The sequence below is a fragment of the Empedobacter sp. R750 genome (assembly GCF_030324345.1).
GTDB lineage: Bacteria > Bacteroidota > Bacteroidia > Flavobacteriales > Weeksellaceae > Empedobacter > Empedobacter falsenii_C.
This window is the reverse complement of sequence record NZ_JACAGF010000021.1, coordinates 1-21,572: the sequence shown is the minus strand read 5'-3', so window position 1 is coordinate 21,572 and position 21,572 is coordinate 1. Positions and strand designations below refer to the sequence as shown.

Below are 21,572 nucleotides of genomic sequence, written 5' to 3'. Positions count from 1 at the left end.
ACCAAGTTTTTTGGTGGATTTTTTTATATTAATGAATTATTTCTAACGATTAAATTTCTTCTAATGTTGGAATAAATTCTTTTTCGATTTCTTCGAAAGTTTGCATCAAATCAACAAGATTATCTTGTGTGACTAATTTTGTACGATAAGGTTTGAAATTTGGAATTCCTTTGAAATAATTGGTATAATGCATACGCGTTTCCAAAATTCCAGTACGTTCACCTTTCCAGTCAATCGCCCAATTTAAATGGTTTTTAGCCGCTTCCATTCGTTCTACGATTGTTGGTTCTGGTAACAATTCACCTGTTTCTCGATAATGTTTAATTTGCTCGAAAATCCAAGGATAACCAATCGCTGCACGACCAATCATCACACCATCTACACCGTATTTTTCTTTGTATTCAATCGCTTTTTGCGGCGAATCAATATCTCCATTTCCAAAAATCGGAATCTCAATATTTGGGTTCGCTTTCACTTTTGCAATCGGTTCCCAATTTGCTTGTCCTTTATACATCTGCGTACGCGTACGTCCGTGAATTGACAATGCTTTGATACCTGTTTCTTGCAAACGTTCTGCAACTTCATAAATGTTAATTGAGTCAGAATCCCAACCCAAACGTGTTTTTACAGTAACTGGTAAATGTGTACTTTCAACAACAGATTTTGTCAAACGTACCATCAAATCTATATCTTTTAAAACACCAGCTCCTGCGCCTTTACAAACTACTTTTTTTACGGGACATCCAAAGTTAATATCAACAATATCTGGTTGAACAGTTTCAACAATTTTAGCTGACATCGCCATTGCCTCTTCATCTCCACCAAAAATTTGAATACCAATTGGACGTTCGTAATCAAAAATATCTAATTTTTGACGACTTTTTATTGCATCACGAATCAATCCTTCAGAAGAAATAAACTCTGTATACATCAAGTCTGCACCATGCATTTTGCATAGGCGACGAAATGGCGGATCACTCACATCTTCCATTGGTGCAAGCAATAAAGGGAAGTCTGGTAATTCTATGTTTCCTATCTTTACCACGAAATAATTTTTTGCAAAATTACATAAAACTTATGAAAGAAGAACGAAAGACCGAAGGTGTAAATCAATATTTAAAGTTTTCTGGGATGGGAATACAGATGGCGGTAACGATTGCGTTATTTGCTTGGTTAGGAACTTTTTTGGATAAAAAAATGGAAACAGACAAGCCATTATGGACGGCTGGCTTATCTTTGCTGGGAGTTTTTGCAGGATTATATTTGATGTTGAAGCAATTACCGAAAAAATAATTTTAATGATTAAGAAATTTATTCTTTTAGCACTTTCTTTTATTGCAATGGTAGCAATTTTTTGTGGTATTCATTACGCAATTGTTGTGCATTATAATTTTAGCGAAAATCCGCTAATTGTTCCAAAAATGTATTTAATAATTGGATTAATTACGTTAATAATTTTGCAAGTTGGATGTTTTGTGAAGATAAAGTTTCCAGAATATGTTGGTTTTGCCTTTATGGGAGGGATGATAGCGAAGATGGCAATTGTATTAGCATTGATTGTTGTGAATGAACAAATTAAATCAAATGTTGTGCAATTAATTATAAGTTATTTTGTAATTTTGCTAGCCGAAGTTTTAGTGTTTATTCGCTTAATTAATTTAAAGTTAAAAAAAGTTTAATGATTTTTAGCATTTGACTTTGGTAAGTGGTTAATTTACTATAATTTTGCACGCAATTTAGAAACAAAGGAATTATACATGAAATTTTCAGCGTTATTAGCGTTTTTATTACTTTTCAATTTCGGATTCGCCTCTACAGCGGTTCCGCACGAAAGTCTTCCAAAAACGTTTGAGGAGTTAATTAAAAGTGAGCAAGTAAAAAGTCAAGAGGAAGCTGCTAAAGTGAAATCTGGCGAATCTACATTTAACCCAGTGCCAGGTATCATGCACCACATTGCAGATGCACACGATTGGCATTTATGGGGAGAAGGAGAAAAAAGTGTAGGAGTTGCATTACCTGTTATTTTATGGGATAATGGTTTACAAGTTTTTATGTCTTCTAAATTTCACCACAACGAAGCGGTTGTTGAAAGTAACGGAAACTACTACATCAACTACCACGAAAAAATCTACAAAACAGATGCGCAAGGTACAATCAAACCTCACGTAGACGAAAAAGGAGCTATTCATTTAGAAAATGAAAAACCATTAGATTTTTCTATTACGAAAAACGTAACATCAATGTTAATCTCTTTCGTGATTTTAATCTTAGTTTTCTTTGCAGTTGCATCAAACTACAAAAAAGGAAATATGGTACCAAAAGGTATTGCAGGATTCATCGAGCCAATTATTATTTTTGTTCGTGATGAAGTAGCAATTCCAAATATTGGTGAGAAAAAATACGCGAAATTTATGCCTTATTTATTAACGTTATTTTTCTTCATTTGGATCAACAATTTATTAGGATTGTTACCAGGTGCAGCTAACGTTACAGGTAATATCGCAGTTACATTTGTATTAGCATTAATCGCATTAATCGTAATTAATTTCTCAGGAAACAAAGGTTACTGGGGACATATGTTATGGATGCCAGGTGTACCGGTTCCAGTAAAATTGATCTTAGCTCCAATTGAGTTAATCGGGATTATTACAAAACCTTTCGCCTTAATGATTCGTTTATTTGCGAACATTACAGCAGGTCACATCATCATTATGTCGTTAATTTCGTTAATCTTTATTTTCCAAACAGAAGCTATGGCAGGTGGATCTATTCCATTAGCGTTATTCATCTACTGTTTAGAGTTATTAGTAGCGGCATTACAAGCGTTCGTATTTACAATGTTAGTTTCGTTATTCATCGGAACAGCAGTAGCAGAACACGATCATCATTAAGAATAGAATATAAAAAACAATAAAATAATTTTTTAATAATTAAATACAATTATCATGACAGGAAGTATTGCAGCAATCGGAGCTGGTTTAGCAGTTTTAGGAGTTGGTTTAGGTATCGGTAAAATCGGTGGATCAGCTATGGAAGGAATCGCTAGACAACCAGAAGCGGCTTCAAAAATTCAAACAGCTATGATTATCGCAGCAGCCTTAATCGAGGGTGCAGGTTTATTCGGTATCGTAGTTGCGTTATTAGGTAACGGATAATATTTGAATTAAAAATTAGCTTCAATAACGGTTGGTTGTTGAAGCTAATTCATTAAAAAATTAATTAGTAAAAAATAAAATTTAATACATACACACAATGGATTTAATTACACCTTCAGTTGGTCTTATTTTTTGGACTGCGGTCGTATTTATCATCTTATTAGTATTGTTAAGATCATTAGCTTGGAAACCAATTTTATCTGCAGTTAAAGAAAGAGAACAATCTATCGAGGATGCATTAAACGCAGCTAAAAAAGCGAAAGAAGAGATGGCTTTATTAAACGCTCAAAACGAGAAAATCATGAAAGAAGCTCGTGCTGAACGTGATGCTATCTTGAAAGAAGCGCGTGAAATGAAAGAAAATATCATCAACGAGGCGAAAAATTCTGCAACTGTAGAAGCAAACAAATTAATTGAAAATGCTAAGTCAGCTATCCAAAATGAAAAAGCATCAGCTATGGCTGATATCAAAAATCAAGTTGGACAGTTGTCAATTGAAATTGCTGAAAAAATCTTAACTAAAGAATTGTCAGACAAATCTGCACAAGAAGCTTTAGTGAATGATGTTATTGATCAAGTTAAATTCAATTAATCATGACAGGATTCAGAGCAGCACATAGATATGCTAAAGGTTTGATGGAGTTTGCGAATGAAGCAAACCAAACAGACGTAGTGTATGCTGAAATGAATGATGTTCGCAAAGTCATTAAAGAGAATGATGATTTAAGAGTTTTCTTAAATTCTCCAGTGATTGATGCAAAGAAAAAAGAAGCTGTATTGAGTGAGATTTTCAAATCTTTATCAAAAACTTCTCAAACATTCATTTCGTTAGTCGTAAGACATGGTAGAGAGAATATTTTGTCTAAAATTGCAGATCAGTTTATTTCATTATACGATTTAGCAAATAATATTGTAACAGCAGAAATTACTTCGGCAGTACAATTAGATCAAAATACAATTGATAATATTGTAGCAAAAGCAAAACAAACTTTAGCTGCAAATAGTCAAGTAAAAGTAGAGAACAAAATTGATGCATCTTTAATTGGAGGTTTCGTTTTAAAAATTGGAAACAATCAAGTTGATTCGTCAATCAAAACTAAGTTAGCTACATTAAAAAAAGATTTTTCGAAAAACGAATACATTCCTAAATTTTAAATATTTCAGAAATGCCAGAAATAAATCCAGCTGAAGTTTCAGCTATATTAAAACAACAACTTACAAGCTTTGATTCATCAGTTGAATTAGCAGAAGTAGGAACCGTTCTAACTGTTGGGGATGGTATTGCTCGTGTTTACGGGTTAGACAATGCTCAATACGGAGAATTAGTAGAATTCTCAAACGGGTTAGAAGGAATGGTACAAAACCTTGAAGAAGACAACGTAGGTATTGTACTTTTCGGACCTTCAAAAGGTATTAAAGAAGGTGACACTGTAAAACGTACAAACAAAATTGCATCTATTAACGTAGGTGAAGGAATGTTAGGACGTGTTGTAGATATGTTAGGAAATCCTATCGATGGTAAAGGACCAATCGAAGGACAATTATATGAAATGCCTATCGAGCGTAAAGCTCCTGGGGTTATCTATCGTCAACCAGTAAACGAACCATTACAAACAGGTATCGTTTCTATTGACTCGATGATTCCAATTGGACGTGGGCAACGTGAGTTAATCATTGGTGACCGTCAAACAGGTAAAACTTCTGTTGCTTTAGATGCAATCTTAAATCAAAAAGAGTTTTACGATAGAGGTGAAACAGTTTTCTGTATCTATGTTGCAGTAGGACAAAAAGGTTCTACAGTTGCAGGAATCATGAAAACATTACAAGACCACGGTGCAGATAAATATACAGTAGTAGTTGCTGCTAATGCATCTGATCCAGCTCCAATGCAAGTATATGCTCCAATGGCAGGTGCTGCAATCGGAGAGTATTTCCGTGACTCTGGTCGTCCAGCGTTAATTGTTTATGATGATTTATCTAAACAAGCCGTTGCATACCGTGAGGTGTCTTTATTATTACGTCGCCCACCAGGACGTGAAGCATATCCTGGAGACGTTTTCTACTTACACTCTCGTTTATTAGAGCGTGCTGCAAAAGTAATCAAAGATGATGCAATCGCATCTCAAATGAATGATTTACCAGAATCTATGAAAGGTATCGTAAAAGGTGGTGGTTCTTTAACTGCTTTACCAATTATCGAAACTCAAGCTGGTGACGTTTCTGCATATATCCCAACAAACGTAATTTCTATTACAGATGGACAAATCTTCTTAGAGTCTGATTTATTCAACTCAGGTGTTCGTCCAGCGATCAACGTAGGTATCTCTGTATCTCGTGTTGGTGGTTCTGCACAAACAAAACCAATGAAAAAAGTATCTGGTACATTAAAATTAGACCAAGCACAATACCGTGAGTTAGAAGCTTTCGCGAAATTTGGTTCTGATTTAGATGCAGCTACAATGAACGTAATTGGTAAAGGTGAACGTAACGTTGAGTTATTAAAACAAGGTGTTAACGCTCCAATTCCAGTAGAAGAACAAGTAGCAGTTATTTATGCGGGTACTAACGGTATGTTGAAAAACGTTCCAGTTAATCAAGTGAAAGAGTGGCAAGCTGACTTTGTTGAGTTAATGCGCAACAAATATGCAGACACTTTAACATCTATCCGTTTAGGTAAATGGACTGATGAAATTATGGATGTATTGAAGAAAGTTATCACAGAAACTACTTCTAAATACTAATAAAATATAAATGAAACTTAGAGGTTTCCGAATCTCTAAGTTCCTTTTAATCCTTCATCTCAAATAGAATTATGCCAAATTTAAAAGATATACGTAACCGTATTACTTCTGTAGGTTCTACAATGCAGATTACAAGTGCTATGAAATTAGTTTCTGCTGCAAAACTAAAACGTGCTACAGATTCTATCGTACAGTTACGTCCTTATGCAGATAAATTACGTGAACTTTTACAAAATGTAAGTTCTACTTTAGAAGCTGAAGTAGGAGGTGCATTAACAGAAGAGCGCGAAGTTAATAAAGTACTTTTAGTCGTTATTAACTCAAATAGAGGTTTATGTGGAGGATACAACTCAAGCATCATCAAAAAAGTAAATGCGTTATTAGCTAACGAATTAGTTGGTAAGCACGTAGAAATTTTAGCAATTGGTAAAAAAGCTAATGATACTTTTAGTAAAACACAAACTATCTATAAAAATGCATCAAGCATTTGGGATAATTTAAATTTTGCAGATGTGGCTGAAATTGCAGACGATTTAGTAGAGAAATTTACTGCAGGTGACTTTGATCAAATCAGAATTATCTACAATCAATTTCAAAATGCAGCTGTTCAAATTGTACAAGACGAACAATTTTTACCAGTCGTTTTAGAGAAAACTGAAGAAGAAGCAAACAATTCAGCAGAGTTAGATTATATCTTCAACCCTTCGAAAGAAGAAATTTTAAGAGATTTAATCCCTCAAACGTTGAAAACGCAATTATTCAAAGCCGTATTAGATGCTAACGCTTCTGAGCACGGAGCACGTATGACTGCAATGCATAAAGCAACAGACAACGCAAGCGAGTTACAAAAAGGATTGAAAATTCAATACAACAAAGCTCGTCAAGCTGCTATTACAAACGAGATCTTAGAGATCGTTGGTGGTGCAGAAGCATTGAATGCGTAAAAACAAAGACTTATCTTATTTTAAATAGAAAAGCAACTTCATCTCGAAGTTGCTTTTTTTATGATGTTTACTTTAGATTATAAACAAGTCATAAAACTTTTAATAGATTCCAACAATTATATTTATCATTCAGAATAAGATAATTAAAAGTATTATTGTTTAATAGTCATTCAATAAATATTGATTACAGATATTTCGGCTTCCTTATCGCTTCACTCAGTATAACAATTTAGATAATTACTTATCTAATTAGAATTCCTATTAGTTTAATCTTATTATAAGTTAGAATGGAATAAATTATTTCCTCAAGACATTTCAATAAAAACGTCAAGTGATTTTACCTAAAACCTAAGGAGGTTTTAATCAAAACGTCCCGACGTTTTATATCAAACAAAAAGTCCTAAGCAATGCTCAGGACTTTTCTATTGTTATAATCGAAACTAAGTTTCTACTTATTTCATTTGAAATAATGGACGAGAAGACATAAACTCATTTACACGATCTGCAACTCCATCAATGATTTCTTCGTTATCAATGTTCATTAATACTTCGTCAATCAAGTCAGCAACAGTTTGCATATCTGCTTCAACCAACCCACGAGTTGTTACAGCTGCCGTCCCCAAACGAATCCCCGATGTAACGAAAGGAGATTTATCATCGAAAGGAACCATGTTTTTGTTACAAGTGATTTCTGCTAAAACTAAAGCATTTTCTGCTTGTTTTCCAGAAATACCTTTGTTACGTAAATCGATTAACATACAGTGATTATCTGTCCCTCCAGAAACAATGTCATAACCTTTTGCAACCAATGCCGCAGCCAAAGCCTTTGCATTCTTCACAACTTGTACAATATAGTCCATATAACCGTCAGATAACGCCTCTTCAAAAGCAACAGCTTTAGATGCGATTACATGCTCCAAAGGACCACCTTGTGTACCAGGGAACACTGCTCCGTTCAAGATTTGAGACATCATTTTCACTTCACCTTTAGGAGTTTTTGATCCCCAAGGGTTCTCAAAATCTTTCCCCATCATAATAACTCCACCACGAGGACCACGTAAAGTCTTGTGAGTTGTCGTCGTTACAATATGACAATGAGGCATAGGATCGTTCAAGATTCCGCGGGCAATTAACCCAGCAGGATGTGAGATATCAGCCAATAACAAAGCACCAACTTCATCAGCTACCTCACGAAATTTAGCATAATCTATATCTCTTGAGTAAGCCGAAGCACCACAAATTATCATTTGAGGCTTCTCTTTACGAGCAGTTTCTGCCATAGCTTCGTAGTCAATTCTCCCCGTCTCTTTATCCACTCCATAGAAAGAAGTTTGGTAAGTTAACCCAGAAAAATTAACAGGAGAACCGTGCGTTAAGTGACCTCCGTGCGATAAATCGAATCCTAAGATCTTGTCTCCAGGTTTCAAACACGCTAAGTAAACAGCCGCATTTGCCTGAGAACCTGAGTGAGGTTGCACGTTTGCATATTCTGCATTAAACAACGCTTTCAAACGATCAATTGCAATAGTTTCCACTTCGTCTACAACTTCGCAACCACCATAGTAGCGCTTTCCAGGATAACCTTCTGCATATTTATTTGTTAAAACAGAACCCATCGCGCGCATTACATTGTCCGAAACAAAGTTTTCTGACGCGATTAATTCAATTCCATTCAGTTGTCTTTCTTTTTCTTCTTCAATCAAATCGAAGATTACATCTTGTGCCATGTTTTGTTTGTATTAATTGTGTTTCAAATATAAGCTTTTATCATTAGAATTTCTAACTGATATATTCGCAATAACCTAAGAATTATCAAAACAATTTTTCTTATCATTTGGGCGTTCCCTTCGGGCGGGCTATCTGTTACAATCTTTGCTTTGCCACTTCGCTATCGCTTCGTTCCACGCAAAGGATTTCCACTACAATCCCTAACGCATCTCGAGTTATGAGTAATAAGTTCTAAGTTTTGAGTAATAATATTTATACTTTTTTCAGAATCATACCTTATTAATAATTAAAAACCAATTTACTTATTCAAAAGAATTTCAAATGACCTTTCAATAAAAAGGTGTAAAAAAATTGAAGAAATTCGAAGCGATAAAAAGATTTAACCGATAGGTTTTTAAATCTTTTCGCGTAGAATGAATCATTTCCAGCCGATTTATTGAGGTCTTGATTTTTTTGTTTCGTTTTTTCATCAAGGAAAAAATGAAAGAAAGTTTACTTAGTTATTGAGAATTTATTTCAAGAGTCCAATTAATAAGCATTTTGAGATTCTTCATTTCGCTGAAGCTTCATTCAGAATGACAGAAATTGTCTTTCCGAACTTGTCGAGGAATCTCAATATAAAATAAACCAAAAAATTCAATATTTCTAATTTCTAAACCAACCAACTATCAATTTCTCTCATTAAATTTACAGCATGAAAAACCCTACTTTTTGCATTGGTTTGATGTCTGGAACTTCGTTAGATGGTTTGGATATTTGCTATGTCCGATTTGATGATAACCAACTTTTCGAAATTTTACATGCCGAAACGATTGATTATTCATCCGATTGGCGAACAAAACTAACAGAAGCTTTTCAATATTCGGCTATGGATTTATGTCAATTGGATGTAGAGTTTGGTTATTTTCTTGGGGAGAAAGTAAAAGAATTTATTCATAAAAATAAGATAGAAAAAGTAGATTTTGTTGCATCTCACGGGCAAACTATTTTTCATCAACCGCAGAAATCATTCACTTTGCAAATAGGAAAAGGTGCAGCAATTGCGTCGCGTTGTCAACAAAAAGTGGTGTGTGATTTTAGAACACAAGACGTTATTTTAGGAGGACAAGGAGCGCCTTTGGTTCCGATTGGAGACGAATTATTATTTTCTAACTATGATGCTTGTTTAAATCTTGGAGGTTTTTCTAACATTTCGATGAATAGAAATGGAAAACGTATTGCTTTTGACATCTGCCCGATTAATATTGTCTTGAATCATTTTGCAAAACAACTCGGGTTTGAATATGATAAAAATGGAGAATTAGCAGAACAAGGATATATTAATACTACATTAGTTGAAGAATTGAACCTTTTGAATTATTATCATCAACCTTTCCCAAAATCATTAGGTTTTGAATGGGTAACAGATGAGTTTTTAACAATTGTTGATAAGTACGATATTTCTATCGAAGATAAGCTGAGAAGTTGTGTGGAGCATTTCGTAATTCAAATTAAAAATACCTTTGCTTTATATGATATCAACAATGTGTTGATAACTGGAGGAGGAGTTCGAAATTTATTTTTTATCAATCGTTTAGGAGAATTATCAGCTGTTGAAATGATCATTCCAACTGATAATTTAATCGATTTTAAAGAAGCTTTAATCTTTGCATTCCTTGGTTATCGTCGTGTTTATAACGAAATAAATTGTTTGGCATCTGTAACAGGAGCGAGCAAAGACCATTCGTCTGGAATTATATATTCTCTATAAAATCTATATAATTAATAGAGTTTAAAAATATTTTATTTACATTTGTTCGATAACCAAGAATAAATGCGATATGAAATATTCGAAAAATAAAGATGTTATTTTACTTCATGGCTTATTTGGAAGCCTTAGTAATTGGGGAAATGTTATCAAGAATCTTGAAATAAATTATAATGTTTATACACCAACATTTCCTTTATTTTCTACTCATTTCAAAAGAAATTCACTTCAAAATTTAGTTCAATTTCTAGAAAATTATATTCAATCTAATAAAATTGAAAATCCAATATTAATCGGAAATTCTTTGGGCGGGCATATTGCATTGCTGTATGCGTTGGCACATCCAAATTTGGTTGATAAATTGATTTTAGCTGGAAGTTCTGGTTTGTATGAAAGCAATTTGCAGGCTTCTTTTGTACGTGTGCGAGATTACGAGTATATCAAAAATAAGGTAGAAGAAGTTTTTGAAACAAAAAATGTTGTAACAAAAGAGTTGATTGATGATGTTTTTTCGACGGCTAATACACCTACAAAAGCTTTGTCTATAATTTCGATTGCGCGAGATGCAAAGCGACAAAACTTGAAGCATCTTTTACATAAAATAGATCAGCCAGTTTTATTGGTTTGGGGAAAACAAGATATTGTGACGCCGCCAGATGTTGCTGAAGAGTTTTTTGCACATTTACCTAATGCAAAATTAGCTTACATCGATCATTGCGGTCATGTGCCGATGATGGAGCAGCCGTTACTTTTTAATCAACATATTAATCAATTCTTAAGTGCTTAAAAATGAATCATTCCGAGTATTTAGCTTTTGCTTTACCAGCTTTTTTTCTTTTTTTATGGCTTGAATATGTGGTTGTTAAAAAGAAAAAATTAAAGAATATCTATAAATATGAAAGTTCGGTTTCTAATATTTCAATAGGAATTGCAGAACGCTTATTGAATCTTTTTATTACGGTAAGTTTTTACAATTTGTATGTCTGGATTTACGAAAATTATCGTCTTTTAGATATTTCAAATGCGTGGTGGATTTGGGTTGTGATGCTTTTAGCAACAGATTTTGTTTGGTATTGGTATCATCGTTTGGGACATGAAGTCAATATTTTTTGGGGAGCCCATATTGTACATCATCAATCCGAAGAATTCAATTTCACGGTTGCGGCTCGTATCACGACTTTGCAAGCAATTGTTCGCAATGTTTTTTGGTGTATTTTGCCTTTTATTGGTTTTCATCCAAATTTAGTGATGACCATTTTAGTGGTTCATGGCGTGTATTCTTTTTTTACGCATACGCAGATTTTGGAGAAACAAAAATGGCTTGAATATATTTTTATAACACCTTCTCTTCATGGTGTTCATCATGCTTCTGACGAAAAATATTTGGACAAAAATTATGGAGATGTATTTGTTTTTTGGGACAAATTATTTGGTACTTTTCAGAAAGAAGAAGAAAAACCAAGATATGGATTAACTCATCCTATCAATAGTTACAGTTTTTTGTGGCAACATTTTCATTATTATTTAGAGTTGTATGAAGCTGCTCGAAGAAAATCCTCTATTAAAGAAAAATTGACGATATATCTTGGTAGTCCAGCAGTGATGGATCAGGAAATAAGACCAATTATTGAAAAGAAATGGATGTCTAAGAATAAAGTGAATAGTTATCATTTCAAATACAAAGGTTATATTAATTTACAATTGATTTTATCGTTTGTCGCGATGAGTATTCTAACATATTATTTTGATCAATTTGATAATTTAACTAAAGGTTTCTTCGTTGTATTTGTCTTGATAACATTAATAAATATTGGTGCACAATTAGAACAAAAAAGATGGGTACCTTATTTAGAACATATTAGATTTTTAGTGTTTTGTAGCTTTTTTATCATTCAATCTCACAATTATTTCTTGCTGATTTTACCTTTCATATTCGTTTTTATCATCGAAAAGATGTTTAATTTTAGCAATTGGTATCAAAAAAGTATTTTAAAGATTATATAAATGATAATTTAGGTCTTATTGTTTCGTTTAGATTAGGCGGTTAAAAACGAGTTCATTATTTTTACCAAACTAAAAAAAATATAATGATAGTTTCTAAACTTTTTAACCAATTTTTTCATAGCCAGACTTCGGGCGGAATTTTATTGATTTTCTGTACTGCGTTTTCTTTATTATTAGCCAATTCACCAATTGCAGAATCTTATGATGCGATTTGGTTAACAGATATGTTTGGGCATTCTTTTGCACATTGGATTAATGATGGTTTGATGGCTATTTTCTTTTTCTTGATTGGTTTAGAATTAAAACGCGAAGTTTTTGTAGGAGAATTGTCGGATACTAAAAAAGCAATTTTACCTGTTTTTGCAGCTTTGGGAGGAATGTTAATTCCTGCATTTATTTTCTTTTTGACGAATAAAGGAACGGATACTATTCATGGTTTTGGAATTCCGATGGCGACAGATATTGCTTTTGCTGTAGCTATTATAACAATGTTAGGAAAAAGAGTTCCATTGTCACTTAAAGTATTTTTAACAGCTTTAGCTGTGATTGACGATTTAGGAGCAATTATCGTGATTGCATTATTTTATCCAAACCCTGAATTACCTTTAGATTTTACACAATTCGGAATTGCAATTGCTATTTTGTTAGGTCTTTTCGCTTTAAATAAATTAAAAATAAAATCAATGATTCCTTATATCATTGGAGGGATTGCTGTTTGGTGGTTTATGTTGCATTCGGGTATTCACGCTACAATTGCGGGAGTTTTGGTTGCATTTACAATTCCATTTGATAAGGATGATTCTAAATCACTTTCAGCTAAAATGGAGCATGCTTTACATATTCCAATAGCATTTATTATTCTACCATTATTTGCTTTGGCAAATACTGCAATTACAATAGATGGTGGAGGATTAGCACATTTTAGTATTCCTTTAGCTTCGGGTATTTTCTTAGGATTAGTTGTAGGAAAACCAGTCGGAATTACATTATTTACATGTATTGCAGTGAAATTTGGTTTATGTGAATTACCTACAGCAGTCAATTTTAAACGAGTTTTTGGTGTCGGAATTTTAGGAGGAATTGGATTTACAATGTCTATTTTTGTTTCTATGTTAGCTTTCAAAGACCCAAGCTATATAAATGAAGCGAAATTGATGATTTTAGTAGCTTCATTAACAGCTGCTATAGTTGGATTTATTGTTTTGAAAATATTATTAACTACAAAACAAGATTATTCAGATTAAGAATAGTCAATTCATAAATAATAGAATCGAATTTTTCTTCGGAGGAATTCGATTTTTTTTTGAAGATGATTCCGTAACTTCGTGTAAAATTTTTGAATAAATGAGAACGTATCAAGAAACAATCGATTGGTTGTTTACAAATTTACCAATGTTTCAACGTGTTGGAGCATCAGCAATGAAAGCAGATTTAACAAATATTACAGCGTTATGCGAGTATTTGGGAAATCCTCAAACTAAGTTTAAAACGGTTCATATTGCAGGGACAAATGGTAAAGGAAGTACGTCTCATATGTTGGCCTCTATTTTTCAGGAAGCAGGTTATAAAACAGGTTTGACAACTTCTCCACATCTCAAAGATTTCCGTGAACGAATTCGTGTAAATGGCGCAATGGCTGATGAAGAATTTGTGATTGACTTTGTAAGTAAACATGAAAAAAAAATCATCGATCAAAAAGCGTCTTTTTTCGAAATAGCAATTGCGATGGCTTTCGAATATTTTGCACAACAAAATGTAGATATCGCAATTATAGAAACTGGTTTGGGCGGACGATTAGATTCAACTAATATTATTTTACCAGAACTTTCTGTGATTACGAACATTGGTTTAGACCATACACAATTTTTGGGTGATACGTTGGATAAAATTGCATTTGAAAAAGCTGGAATAATCAAACCAAATACTGCGGTTGTAATTGGTGAAACAACAGCCGAGACAAAACCAGTTTTTGAGCAAGTTGCAAAAGATAGAAATGCTGAAATCATTTTTGCAGAAGAAAAACATTTTCAAGATTTACCTTCAGATTTGAAAGGTTCTTATCAAATCAAAAATAAACGTACCGTTTTAACCGCTATTGAACAATTGCAAAAACAAGGTTGGACAATTTCTTCTGAAAATATTACAAATGGCTTATTGAATGTTGTAAAGAATACAAATTTACGCGGACGTTGGGATATTTTAGGACAACATCCATTAATTGTTGCAGATACAGCGCACAATCCGCATGGTTTAGCAGAAGTTTCGAAACAAATAAATGAACAAGCGTACAATCAATTACATTTAGTTTTAGGATTTGTGAATGATAAAGATGTTTTATCTATTTTAAATTTCTTTCCTAAAAAAGCAACCTATTATTTCTGTCAACCAGATGTTCCTCGAAAATACGATATTGACGACTTGTATAAAATCATACCAGAAGATATTACCGATAAACACTTTTTTGATACTGTAGAAAAAGCATTAATTTCTGCAAAATCAAATGCAAAATCAAATGACATGATTTACGTTGGAGGTAGTACATTTATTGTTGCAGAAGTCATCTAATTATTAAAATAATAATATGAAATAAATCATGTTAGACTCCGCTTGAATAGCGGAGTTTATATTTTTTATAACCTATAACAATTATTGTTTCATGTGTTAAATATTTGCAATTCAGAATTTTGAATGTATTTTTTTACTAAATTTAAGATGGTTTGGTTAATACAAAAAATATGAAAAAAGTTTTATTAGTTTTTACACTTATGGCAACTGCTATATTTGTAAAATCACAGGTAGGTATTGGTACTAATAGTCCTAAAGCTACCTTGGATATCACGGCTGCAAATTCCTCAGGAACATCTGCAACAGCAGAAGGTATAATAATCCCTCGTGTAGATAGATAAAGGGCACAATCCATGCAAAATGTTGAAAAATCTACAATCATTTATGTAAATAATATTACGACTGGTACTCAAACAGGAACAGCCATTAACATAGATACCGAAGGATTTTACCATTTTAGCGGAACAGCGTGGATAAAATTGCCAGATGCTGTGCAGACGTTAGAACAAACATATTGGAAAGCCCAAGCTCTCTCAACATCGCCAAAGAACGGAGATGTGCTAAATAAAAGTGCAAGTTCATCGGAGTTAGTTGATGTAGATATTTACCAGAAAGGGAAAGTAGGAATTGGTTATAATTCAAATTTTGATATTGATTTTGAATCAAATCCTACACAAAAACAATTAGAAGTAGGAGGGGATTTTAGAGCTGTATATTCTGTTCCTGGCGCTTTGAAAACTGATCCTCCAAAAAGATACTTAGGTATTGAAACGAATAGTGGTACAATGCCTTCGGGATTTTCAAGTAATGGAAATTTATTTTATTCTTCTAAAAATAAAAATATAAATGATTTTATGACGCCTACTATTGATGCCGAAGGAAATTTAATTATACAAGATAACGGGGGTATCGCTCTAGTAAGTAGGAAAGGAGCGAGTAGTACTTTAAAGTTAAATTCTCTAGATGTTAAAGAGGGAATGATTTCTTTTGGTATGGCTTCCGGTTTTCAGTCTGCATTCTATGATAAATATGTAAATGTAGAACTAACTTTAGATGGATTTAGTGTAATAGATTGGCTTAATACTGATGCTCAGTTTGGTTTAGATTTTACGAAGAAAAAATTTTATATAGGAGATTTTAGCTTGAATAAAACGCATTATTATTTTCCTCAAACACGTCCAACAAAGGATAAACAAATATTAGAGTATAGTCAAGCTACTGAATCGTTAGAATGGGTAGATGGAGGTTCAAGCTCAGCTTCGCCAAAATTTTTCTATATGCCATCAATCGTTTTGCCAACAACTGCTTCAGGAGTTACCGATTATGTGACATACAACTCAGCTGATGGAACTTTTTCTGTTGATTTATATGCTATTTACAAAGCTCAATTCGATGCTCCTATAAAGAGTTCTAACGGAACTTCAACTGGATTAGCAGGTTTTGTGTTAGCAAGAGATAAATATGAATATCATATTATTTATGCAGACAAAACTGTTTTTCCACATGCAAATATTGTTTTTTCTACAACAGCAGGAGAAGAAGGTAAATTTACCTACAAAGTAGATCCAAATGCAATTGTTAGAAATGGGTCTTTTATGAATATTGTATTAAAGGTTAAGTAATTAACAAAAGTTAATCAGTTTAATTAATCTTAAAAAATACAATATGAAATTTAATATAAAAAAATATTTATACAGCTTCTTTGCTTTTGTTGCATTTCAACAAGCAAGTGCGCAAGTTATATTTAAGGAAGATTTTGGGCAAAGTTCTGTAAGAACAATTTCTCCTTATGTACCGCAAGGAGGAGTAGATGCTAGTTTAGGGAAATTTAAACATGGTTCTAGTTTTTATTACGCAGCCAATACTTATTTCACTTCAATTCCTGGTACCTATACTTCGCTTAAAACAGCAAATACAGATGTACACGTTGTTAATGATGGTTATTATACAATTGTTAGCCCAAAAACTGTTTACAATTTTGCTAAACCAAGCGGTGGAACAGATTGGGATGGTAATTGGTGGGCAAAAATAGCTGACCATACAGGAAATGCCAATGGTTCTGTTATGATTGTCAATGCAGGCCAAGTTAAAAATCAATTTTATAGACGAGCAGTTACATTAGAAAAAGGTAAAACGTATAAAATTTCAGCTTGGTTTTATGGAAGTGGAAGTGATAAAATGGGCGTAATGTTTCAAGCGCAAAATATTGCAACAGAGGCAGAGTTAGGAAAATCATCTACTTTTAGTTTAAATAGTACAGCTAATCAATGGCAAAAGAAAGAATGGAGTTTTAAAATTCCTAATACAGATGGTTGTGGTAATATAGCAGTTGCACTACGTAATATGCTTGCTGATGATCAGGGAAATGATCTTTATATTGACGACATCGTTTTAGAAGAGGTTGTAGATCCTACAGCTCCAGAAATAGGTTGTGGAAATTTAGCAAACTTTGATGATTTGATAAAACCTGTGGATGATGTCTACAAATGGGGAACAGGAAATTATATGATTCATACAAATGATAAAGTTTCTGTAAGCAATACGATGGTGCCTATCGTATTATCAGGAACATCGAAAAATGCAACTATTTCTACTATTGGGAATTGGCCAACAGGTATTACATTAGATACAACTACTGGAGAAGTAAAAGTAGCAGCTGGAACAATAATGCCAACGGCTCCGTTAGAATATCAAGTATGTAGTTTGATTGGTGTTTGTTCTAAAGCAACTGTTACATTTATTCCATTGCAAGAGAATTTAGCGCTTACAGGATCTGTAACAAACCAATGTGATTATGTTGGGACAGCTTTGAATTCAAAACCCAATGAATATACTTTAACCATTACTAATAAGTTGTCTGTTCCTTTTATTGCTTCTGCTGACGAAACGTTAGAAGTTAAATTTACAATAAATAATGGAACTGGAGCGAATGCTAATAATTTAGATACGCCAAGTTATTCAGCAAATTATAGTAATTATGATACTAAATGGGACTATAAAACAACAACTAATGTTTTGCCAATTTATAGTATACATTCTTTTAAATTAAAAGTAGGTCAAGTAATTCCAGCTAATGGTAGTATACAGTTGAAATTTATAAAGAATTGGACGGCACTTGGTATTACTCAAGGTTTAAGAAAATCATTAGATATTAGCTTGAGTGTAGTTGATAAAAGTCAAACTAATATTGATACAGATTTAAGCGATAATAAATTATATATTTCAGTTTTTGATGCGGTAAATTCAGATAATGTTCCAAATATAACAACAAAAGTTAACCAATATCAAGTAATTACAGTTGGTGAAGCAGCTGGTTTAGGAGCTAATACGGACGGATATACTTTTTTTACAATGATAAATGGAGTAGAAACCCAAATTCCTTCTAATTATTTGATTCCAACAAATGACAAAGGGGTTTCATTTAGCTTTTCTTATAAAAGTGAATGTAAAATTTATAAAGCAACAGTTAGTGTTCCTGTAGGTTTTGATAATCCAGGAACCATTTCTACCAATTCTTCTACAGCTCAGAGTTCAGCTAAAGGTTGTTATGGTAGTCCTTTTATTGTTTATGGATTAACGCCTGCTGTTGTTTTACCTGTTAACCCAATAGTGTATTCGTGGGAAGTTAGTAATGATAATGGAGCTACTTGGTTAGCGGTAGCTAGTAATGATTTAAATTACACAAACGCTACAACTGCTTCATTGACAATAGTTAGTTTGGTAAAGAATGTAAAAGTTCGTCGTGTAGCTAAAATTAATTCGTCTATAACAGCAGATAATGTAACATCTGTATCAAACGAAGTAGAGGTGCTTGTAACAAATAATGTAATTTCTGTTCAAAATAATATTTCAGATTTTAGTATTCCTGTTAACGGGAAAATTACCATTCCATCTATTACAACTTCAGAAGTTAGTACGATCGAAATTAAAGATCATAATGGTGTTGTAAGAAATGTTGGTGATGAGGTTTCTTTTAATACAGAAGGAATTTATACAATAACAATAAAAGCAACTACTACGGCAAGTCCTTATTGTGTTACTACAAAAACAATTCTTGTTAATGTATACAATTTAGGTGCTTGTAATGAAATTCGTCAAAAAACGATGGCAAATAGAAGTACATGGAGTACAGTTCCAGTATTAATTATTCCAGGTTGGGTAACGAGTGAAGCAAATGCTGTTGATACTGATTTATCTACTTACTCTACAATTACAATTCCTGTAGGACTTTTAGGTCTAGGAACAACTTGGCAAAATTTATTCTTCGATCATGTTGTACCGGCAGGAACGCCTGTTACAATAAAATTAGGACAAGAATATAGTGCAGTACAAGTTGGAGGAGGAGTTACTGTTCAAGCATTAGATGCAAATGAAAAAACAGCTGGGCCTCTTTTAGCTGTTGGTGACGGAGCGTTATTAGACCTTTTAGTTGGTGATAATGTGTTTGAGTATACTTTCATTCCAAAAGATAATAAAGGAAATCCTATTGCTTATAAAGGAGTAAGAGCTGTTGTGGTTAGTACAGTTGCTGTAGCGAATAATGCTAAAATTTTTGGAGCTTATTATGATAAGAATGTAAGTTTTTCGGGACAAAATCCAACATGTACGAATGGTATTCCAAATACAAAAGTTGCAGCTGGCGCGTCAAAACCAGGAAGTTCAACTTCTTACCCTTATCCACATACAGAAGTTACTTTAAATCCTTTAGTTGATGATGTAACTTGGGGAGTAGAAGATATTGGTTTGGGAGTTGCTAGTTCATTAGCTTCAGTTGTATATCCATATTTAGCAGTAGATAATGATATTAATACCTTTGCAATTTTTAATAAATCAGTAGCTGCATTAAATCGTCAAAAGTTAACGGTTAAGTTTAACCAAAATGTACGTCCAGGAGATCAAATCCGAATTTTAATGGGAGGTTTCGAAGTTCCTGTGTTGGATCTAAGTTTATTAACAGATATTAAAATTCAACGATACAAAGGTAACGTTAAGGTTGGTCAATTACTTAATGGTAGCCAATTCAAAATATTAGATTTAAACTTATTAGCTCTTTTAGGAAATGTTGGAGACAGAAAAGCACTTATTGTTGATGCAATTAACGAACCTTTCGATAAAATAGAGATGAGTTATTTGAGTACCGTACAAGTAGGTTTATTAGGAGATTATACATATGTTTATGACATTAGTATAATGCCTACAATGAAATTTGAAGGACAAGATTCTACAAACGCGACAGCTCTTTGTGCATCAGATTTTCTAAAAGTTACAAAAGTAGATAATTGTACAACTTATGATGTGTCTATGGCTTATGCAACAAAAGAAAAATTTATCGATGTAGATGGTGTTGAGAAAGATAGAGTAGTTTCTTTTACGGATATTCCAAATTCTATATTAAAAGAAATAAAAGATGATGGAAAATTCATTTACTATGAATTTAACTCATTACATACTAATTATGCCAACGATTTGTACATAAAAGTACAAACCAAACGTCAAGGATGTAATTATTCAGAACCAATGTATCTACCAATCAAACTAATTAACTGTTTAAATGGTATTGTGAATCCAGTTCTTAAAATGAGCGCATCAAAATAATTAAAAATTCAATAAATATAGGAAGGCTTTTTAGCCTTCCTTTTTTTGTAGCTTAAACTTAAACTTAAACTTAGACTCTATCATTATTAATTTTAATTAATAAGTAAAAAAACATGCATGTTTTACACCTTTTTCGAAAATTTCTTCAAAAACCATATTACACCCAGTTTTGTCCTGCTGAACTTGTTTCAGCATCACATATAGAATAATAAATGATAAGCTTTTACTTTATCAAAGAGTTTTTTATGAAAACTTAATTAATTATGATGTCTTAATAAAAGTTTTTCAACATAATATCTTTTCTATTATTAATTATATTGAATAAACCATTCGCGCTTCGCGACAATTCTTCCCGAGTCGATAACCACAAAGTATCCGCTGTTGCTTTGCTTAATTCAGCAAACCATCATCGTCTAATCATCCTTTGCAGTAAAAACTAAAGTTTATTCTGTAGTACTGAATTTGTTTCAGTATTACATTCTATTAATAATTAAAGAAGAGTTATCTTAATTTAACGAAATTTAAAACGACCATTCAATAAATAGGCGTTCAAAAATGAAGAAATTCGCTGCGAATAAAAAGATTTAGCCGATAGGTTTTTAAATCTTTTCGCGCAGAATGAATCATTTTAGCCTTTTTGTTGAGGTCTTGATTTTTTGATTCATTTTGTATCAAGACAAAATGAATGAATATATCTAAACTTCACAGGAGTTTCTCCTCTTAATTTCAATTTTTTTTTATCAAGAAAAAATGAAAAAATATTCTTTGATTATTCTATTTTTTAATAAATCTCTACGACTTTTTCCTCGTAATTCTAAAATCGTAAATCTAAATATCCTCCTTTTTCTGTCAAAAAATGTCAATCAAAACTACAAATCTTCTCCAATTTTTCATTTTTCACTCTTCGTTTTTTCTCTATTTCGTCTACCGTCTAGCGTAAACCGTCAAATATTTCAAAAAATATTTCTCATCATACCAGCAACTTAAGAGAAGAATGTAAAATAAATATAAAGTTGGTTTGGAAAAACGAATAATCCAGCCGTATATTTGCAATCCCAATACGAAAGACGAGTAGTATTGTAGTTGACATAAG

18 protein-coding genes are annotated in these 21,572 nt (G+C 32.7%); 16 read left to right on the top strand and 2 right to left on the bottom strand.

Annotated features, from left to right (window positions below; all coding sequences use genetic code 11):
- Positions 1 to 49 precede the first annotated feature (49 nt).
- Complete coding sequence (dusB, locus tag HXZ74_RS15635) at positions 50 to 1,045, bottom strand: tRNA dihydrouridine synthase DusB (protein ID WP_280037247.1); 996 nt, start codon at positions 1,043 to 1,045, stop codon at positions 50 to 52.
- Between the two features lie 32 nt (positions 1,046 to 1,077).
- On the opposite strand from dusB, the gene HXZ74_RS15630 reads away from it, so the two are divergent.
- From HXZ74_RS15630 to atpG, 8 genes are all read left to right on the top strand, one after another.
- A complete protein-coding gene (locus HXZ74_RS15630) occupies positions 1,078 to 1,293 on the top strand; it encodes an AtpZ/AtpI family protein (protein ID WP_125350592.1) in 216 nt (71 codons plus the stop codon).
- Between the two features lie 5 nt (positions 1,294 to 1,298).
- Positions 1,299 to 1,679, top strand: a complete 381-nt coding sequence (locus tag HXZ74_RS15625; protein ID WP_038335112.1) for a hypothetical protein — start codon at positions 1,299 to 1,301, stop codon at positions 1,677 to 1,679.
- Between the two features lie 78 nt (positions 1,680 to 1,757).
- Entirely contained in the window at positions 1,758 to 2,891 is a 1,134-nt protein-coding gene (gene atpB, locus HXZ74_RS15620) for a F0F1 ATP synthase subunit A (protein WP_280063225.1), read from the top strand.
- Between the two features lie 54 nt (positions 2,892 to 2,945).
- Positions 2,946 to 3,155, top strand: a complete 210-nt coding sequence (atpE, locus tag HXZ74_RS15615; RefSeq protein WP_013598300.1) for an ATP synthase F0 subunit C — start codon at positions 2,946 to 2,948, stop codon at positions 3,153 to 3,155.
- A gap of 97 nt (positions 3,156 to 3,252) precedes the next feature.
- A complete protein-coding gene (locus HXZ74_RS15610; RefSeq protein ID WP_038335122.1) occupies positions 3,253 to 3,747 on the top strand; it encodes a F0F1 ATP synthase subunit B in 495 nt (164 codons plus the stop codon).
- Positions 3,748 to 3,749: 2 nt separating this feature from the next.
- Positions 3,750 to 4,310, top strand: a complete 561-nt coding sequence (gene atpH, locus HXZ74_RS15605; RefSeq protein WP_280063223.1) for an ATP synthase F1 subunit delta — start codon at positions 3,750 to 3,752, stop codon at positions 4,308 to 4,310.
- 11 nt (positions 4,311 to 4,321) lie between these two features.
- Complete coding sequence (atpA, locus tag HXZ74_RS15600) at positions 4,322 to 5,896, top strand: F0F1 ATP synthase subunit alpha (protein ID WP_038335134.1); 1,575 nt, start codon at positions 4,322 to 4,324, stop codon at positions 5,894 to 5,896.
- A gap of 71 nt (positions 5,897 to 5,967) precedes the next feature.
- Positions 5,968 to 6,840 (top strand): ATP synthase F1 subunit gamma, encoded by an 873-nt coding sequence (gene atpG / locus HXZ74_RS15595; protein ID WP_180905267.1) that lies wholly within the window; start codon positions 5,968 to 5,970, stop codon positions 6,838 to 6,840.
- 452 nt (positions 6,841 to 7,292) lie between these two features.
- On the opposite strand, the gene glyA is transcribed toward atpG, so the two are convergent.
- Positions 7,293 to 8,567: a serine hydroxymethyltransferase gene (gene glyA, locus HXZ74_RS15590; RefSeq protein ID WP_286476263.1), complete on the bottom strand. Its 1,275-nt coding sequence runs from the start codon at positions 8,565 to 8,567 to the stop codon at positions 7,293 to 7,295.
- Positions 8,568 to 9,262: 695 nt separating this feature from the next.
- Between glyA and HXZ74_RS15585 the strand changes: the two genes are divergently transcribed.
- From HXZ74_RS15585 to HXZ74_RS15550, 8 genes are all read left to right on the top strand, one after another.
- Entirely contained in the window at positions 9,263 to 10,318 is a 1,056-nt protein-coding gene (locus HXZ74_RS15585) for an anhydro-N-acetylmuramic acid kinase (protein WP_286476261.1), read from the top strand.
- A 70-nt stretch (positions 10,319 to 10,388) separates the two neighbouring features.
- On the top strand, positions 10,389 to 11,102 hold the full coding sequence (locus HXZ74_RS15580; RefSeq protein WP_286476259.1) for an alpha/beta fold hydrolase: 714 nt from the start codon (positions 10,389 to 10,391) through the stop codon (positions 11,100 to 11,102).
- A 2-nt stretch (positions 11,103 to 11,104) separates the two neighbouring features.
- On the top strand, positions 11,105 to 12,319 hold the full coding sequence (locus tag HXZ74_RS15575) for a sterol desaturase family protein (RefSeq protein ID WP_286476258.1): 1,215 nt from the start codon (positions 11,105 to 11,107) through the stop codon (positions 12,317 to 12,319).
- Between the two features lie 83 nt (positions 12,320 to 12,402).
- The gene (gene nhaA, locus HXZ74_RS15570; protein WP_286476256.1) at positions 12,403 to 13,563 is read left to right on the top strand and encodes a Na+/H+ antiporter NhaA; all 1,161 of its coding nucleotides are present in this window, start codon (positions 12,403 to 12,405) and stop codon (positions 13,561 to 13,563) included.
- A 100-nt stretch (positions 13,564 to 13,663) separates the two neighbouring features.
- Positions 13,664 to 14,884 carry a bifunctional folylpolyglutamate synthase/dihydrofolate synthase gene (locus HXZ74_RS15565; protein ID WP_114997856.1) on the top strand — a complete coding sequence of 407 codons (1,221 nt, stop codon included), beginning with the start codon at positions 13,664 to 13,666 and terminating at the stop codon, positions 14,882 to 14,884.
- A gap of 170 nt (positions 14,885 to 15,054) precedes the next feature.
- A complete protein-coding gene (locus tag HXZ74_RS15560; RefSeq protein WP_286476254.1) occupies positions 15,055 to 15,225 on the top strand; it encodes a hypothetical protein in 171 nt (56 codons plus the stop codon).
- Positions 15,226 to 15,237: 12 nt separating this feature from the next.
- On the top strand, positions 15,238 to 16,506 hold the full coding sequence (locus tag HXZ74_RS15555) for a hypothetical protein (RefSeq protein ID WP_286476252.1): 1,269 nt from the start codon (positions 15,238 to 15,240) through the stop codon (positions 16,504 to 16,506).
- 43 nt (positions 16,507 to 16,549) lie between these two features.
- Positions 16,550 to 20,479 (top strand): carbohydrate binding domain-containing protein, encoded by a 3,930-nt coding sequence (locus HXZ74_RS15550; protein WP_286476250.1) that lies wholly within the window; start codon positions 16,550 to 16,552, stop codon positions 20,477 to 20,479.
- Positions 20,480 to 21,572 lie beyond the last annotated feature (1,093 nt).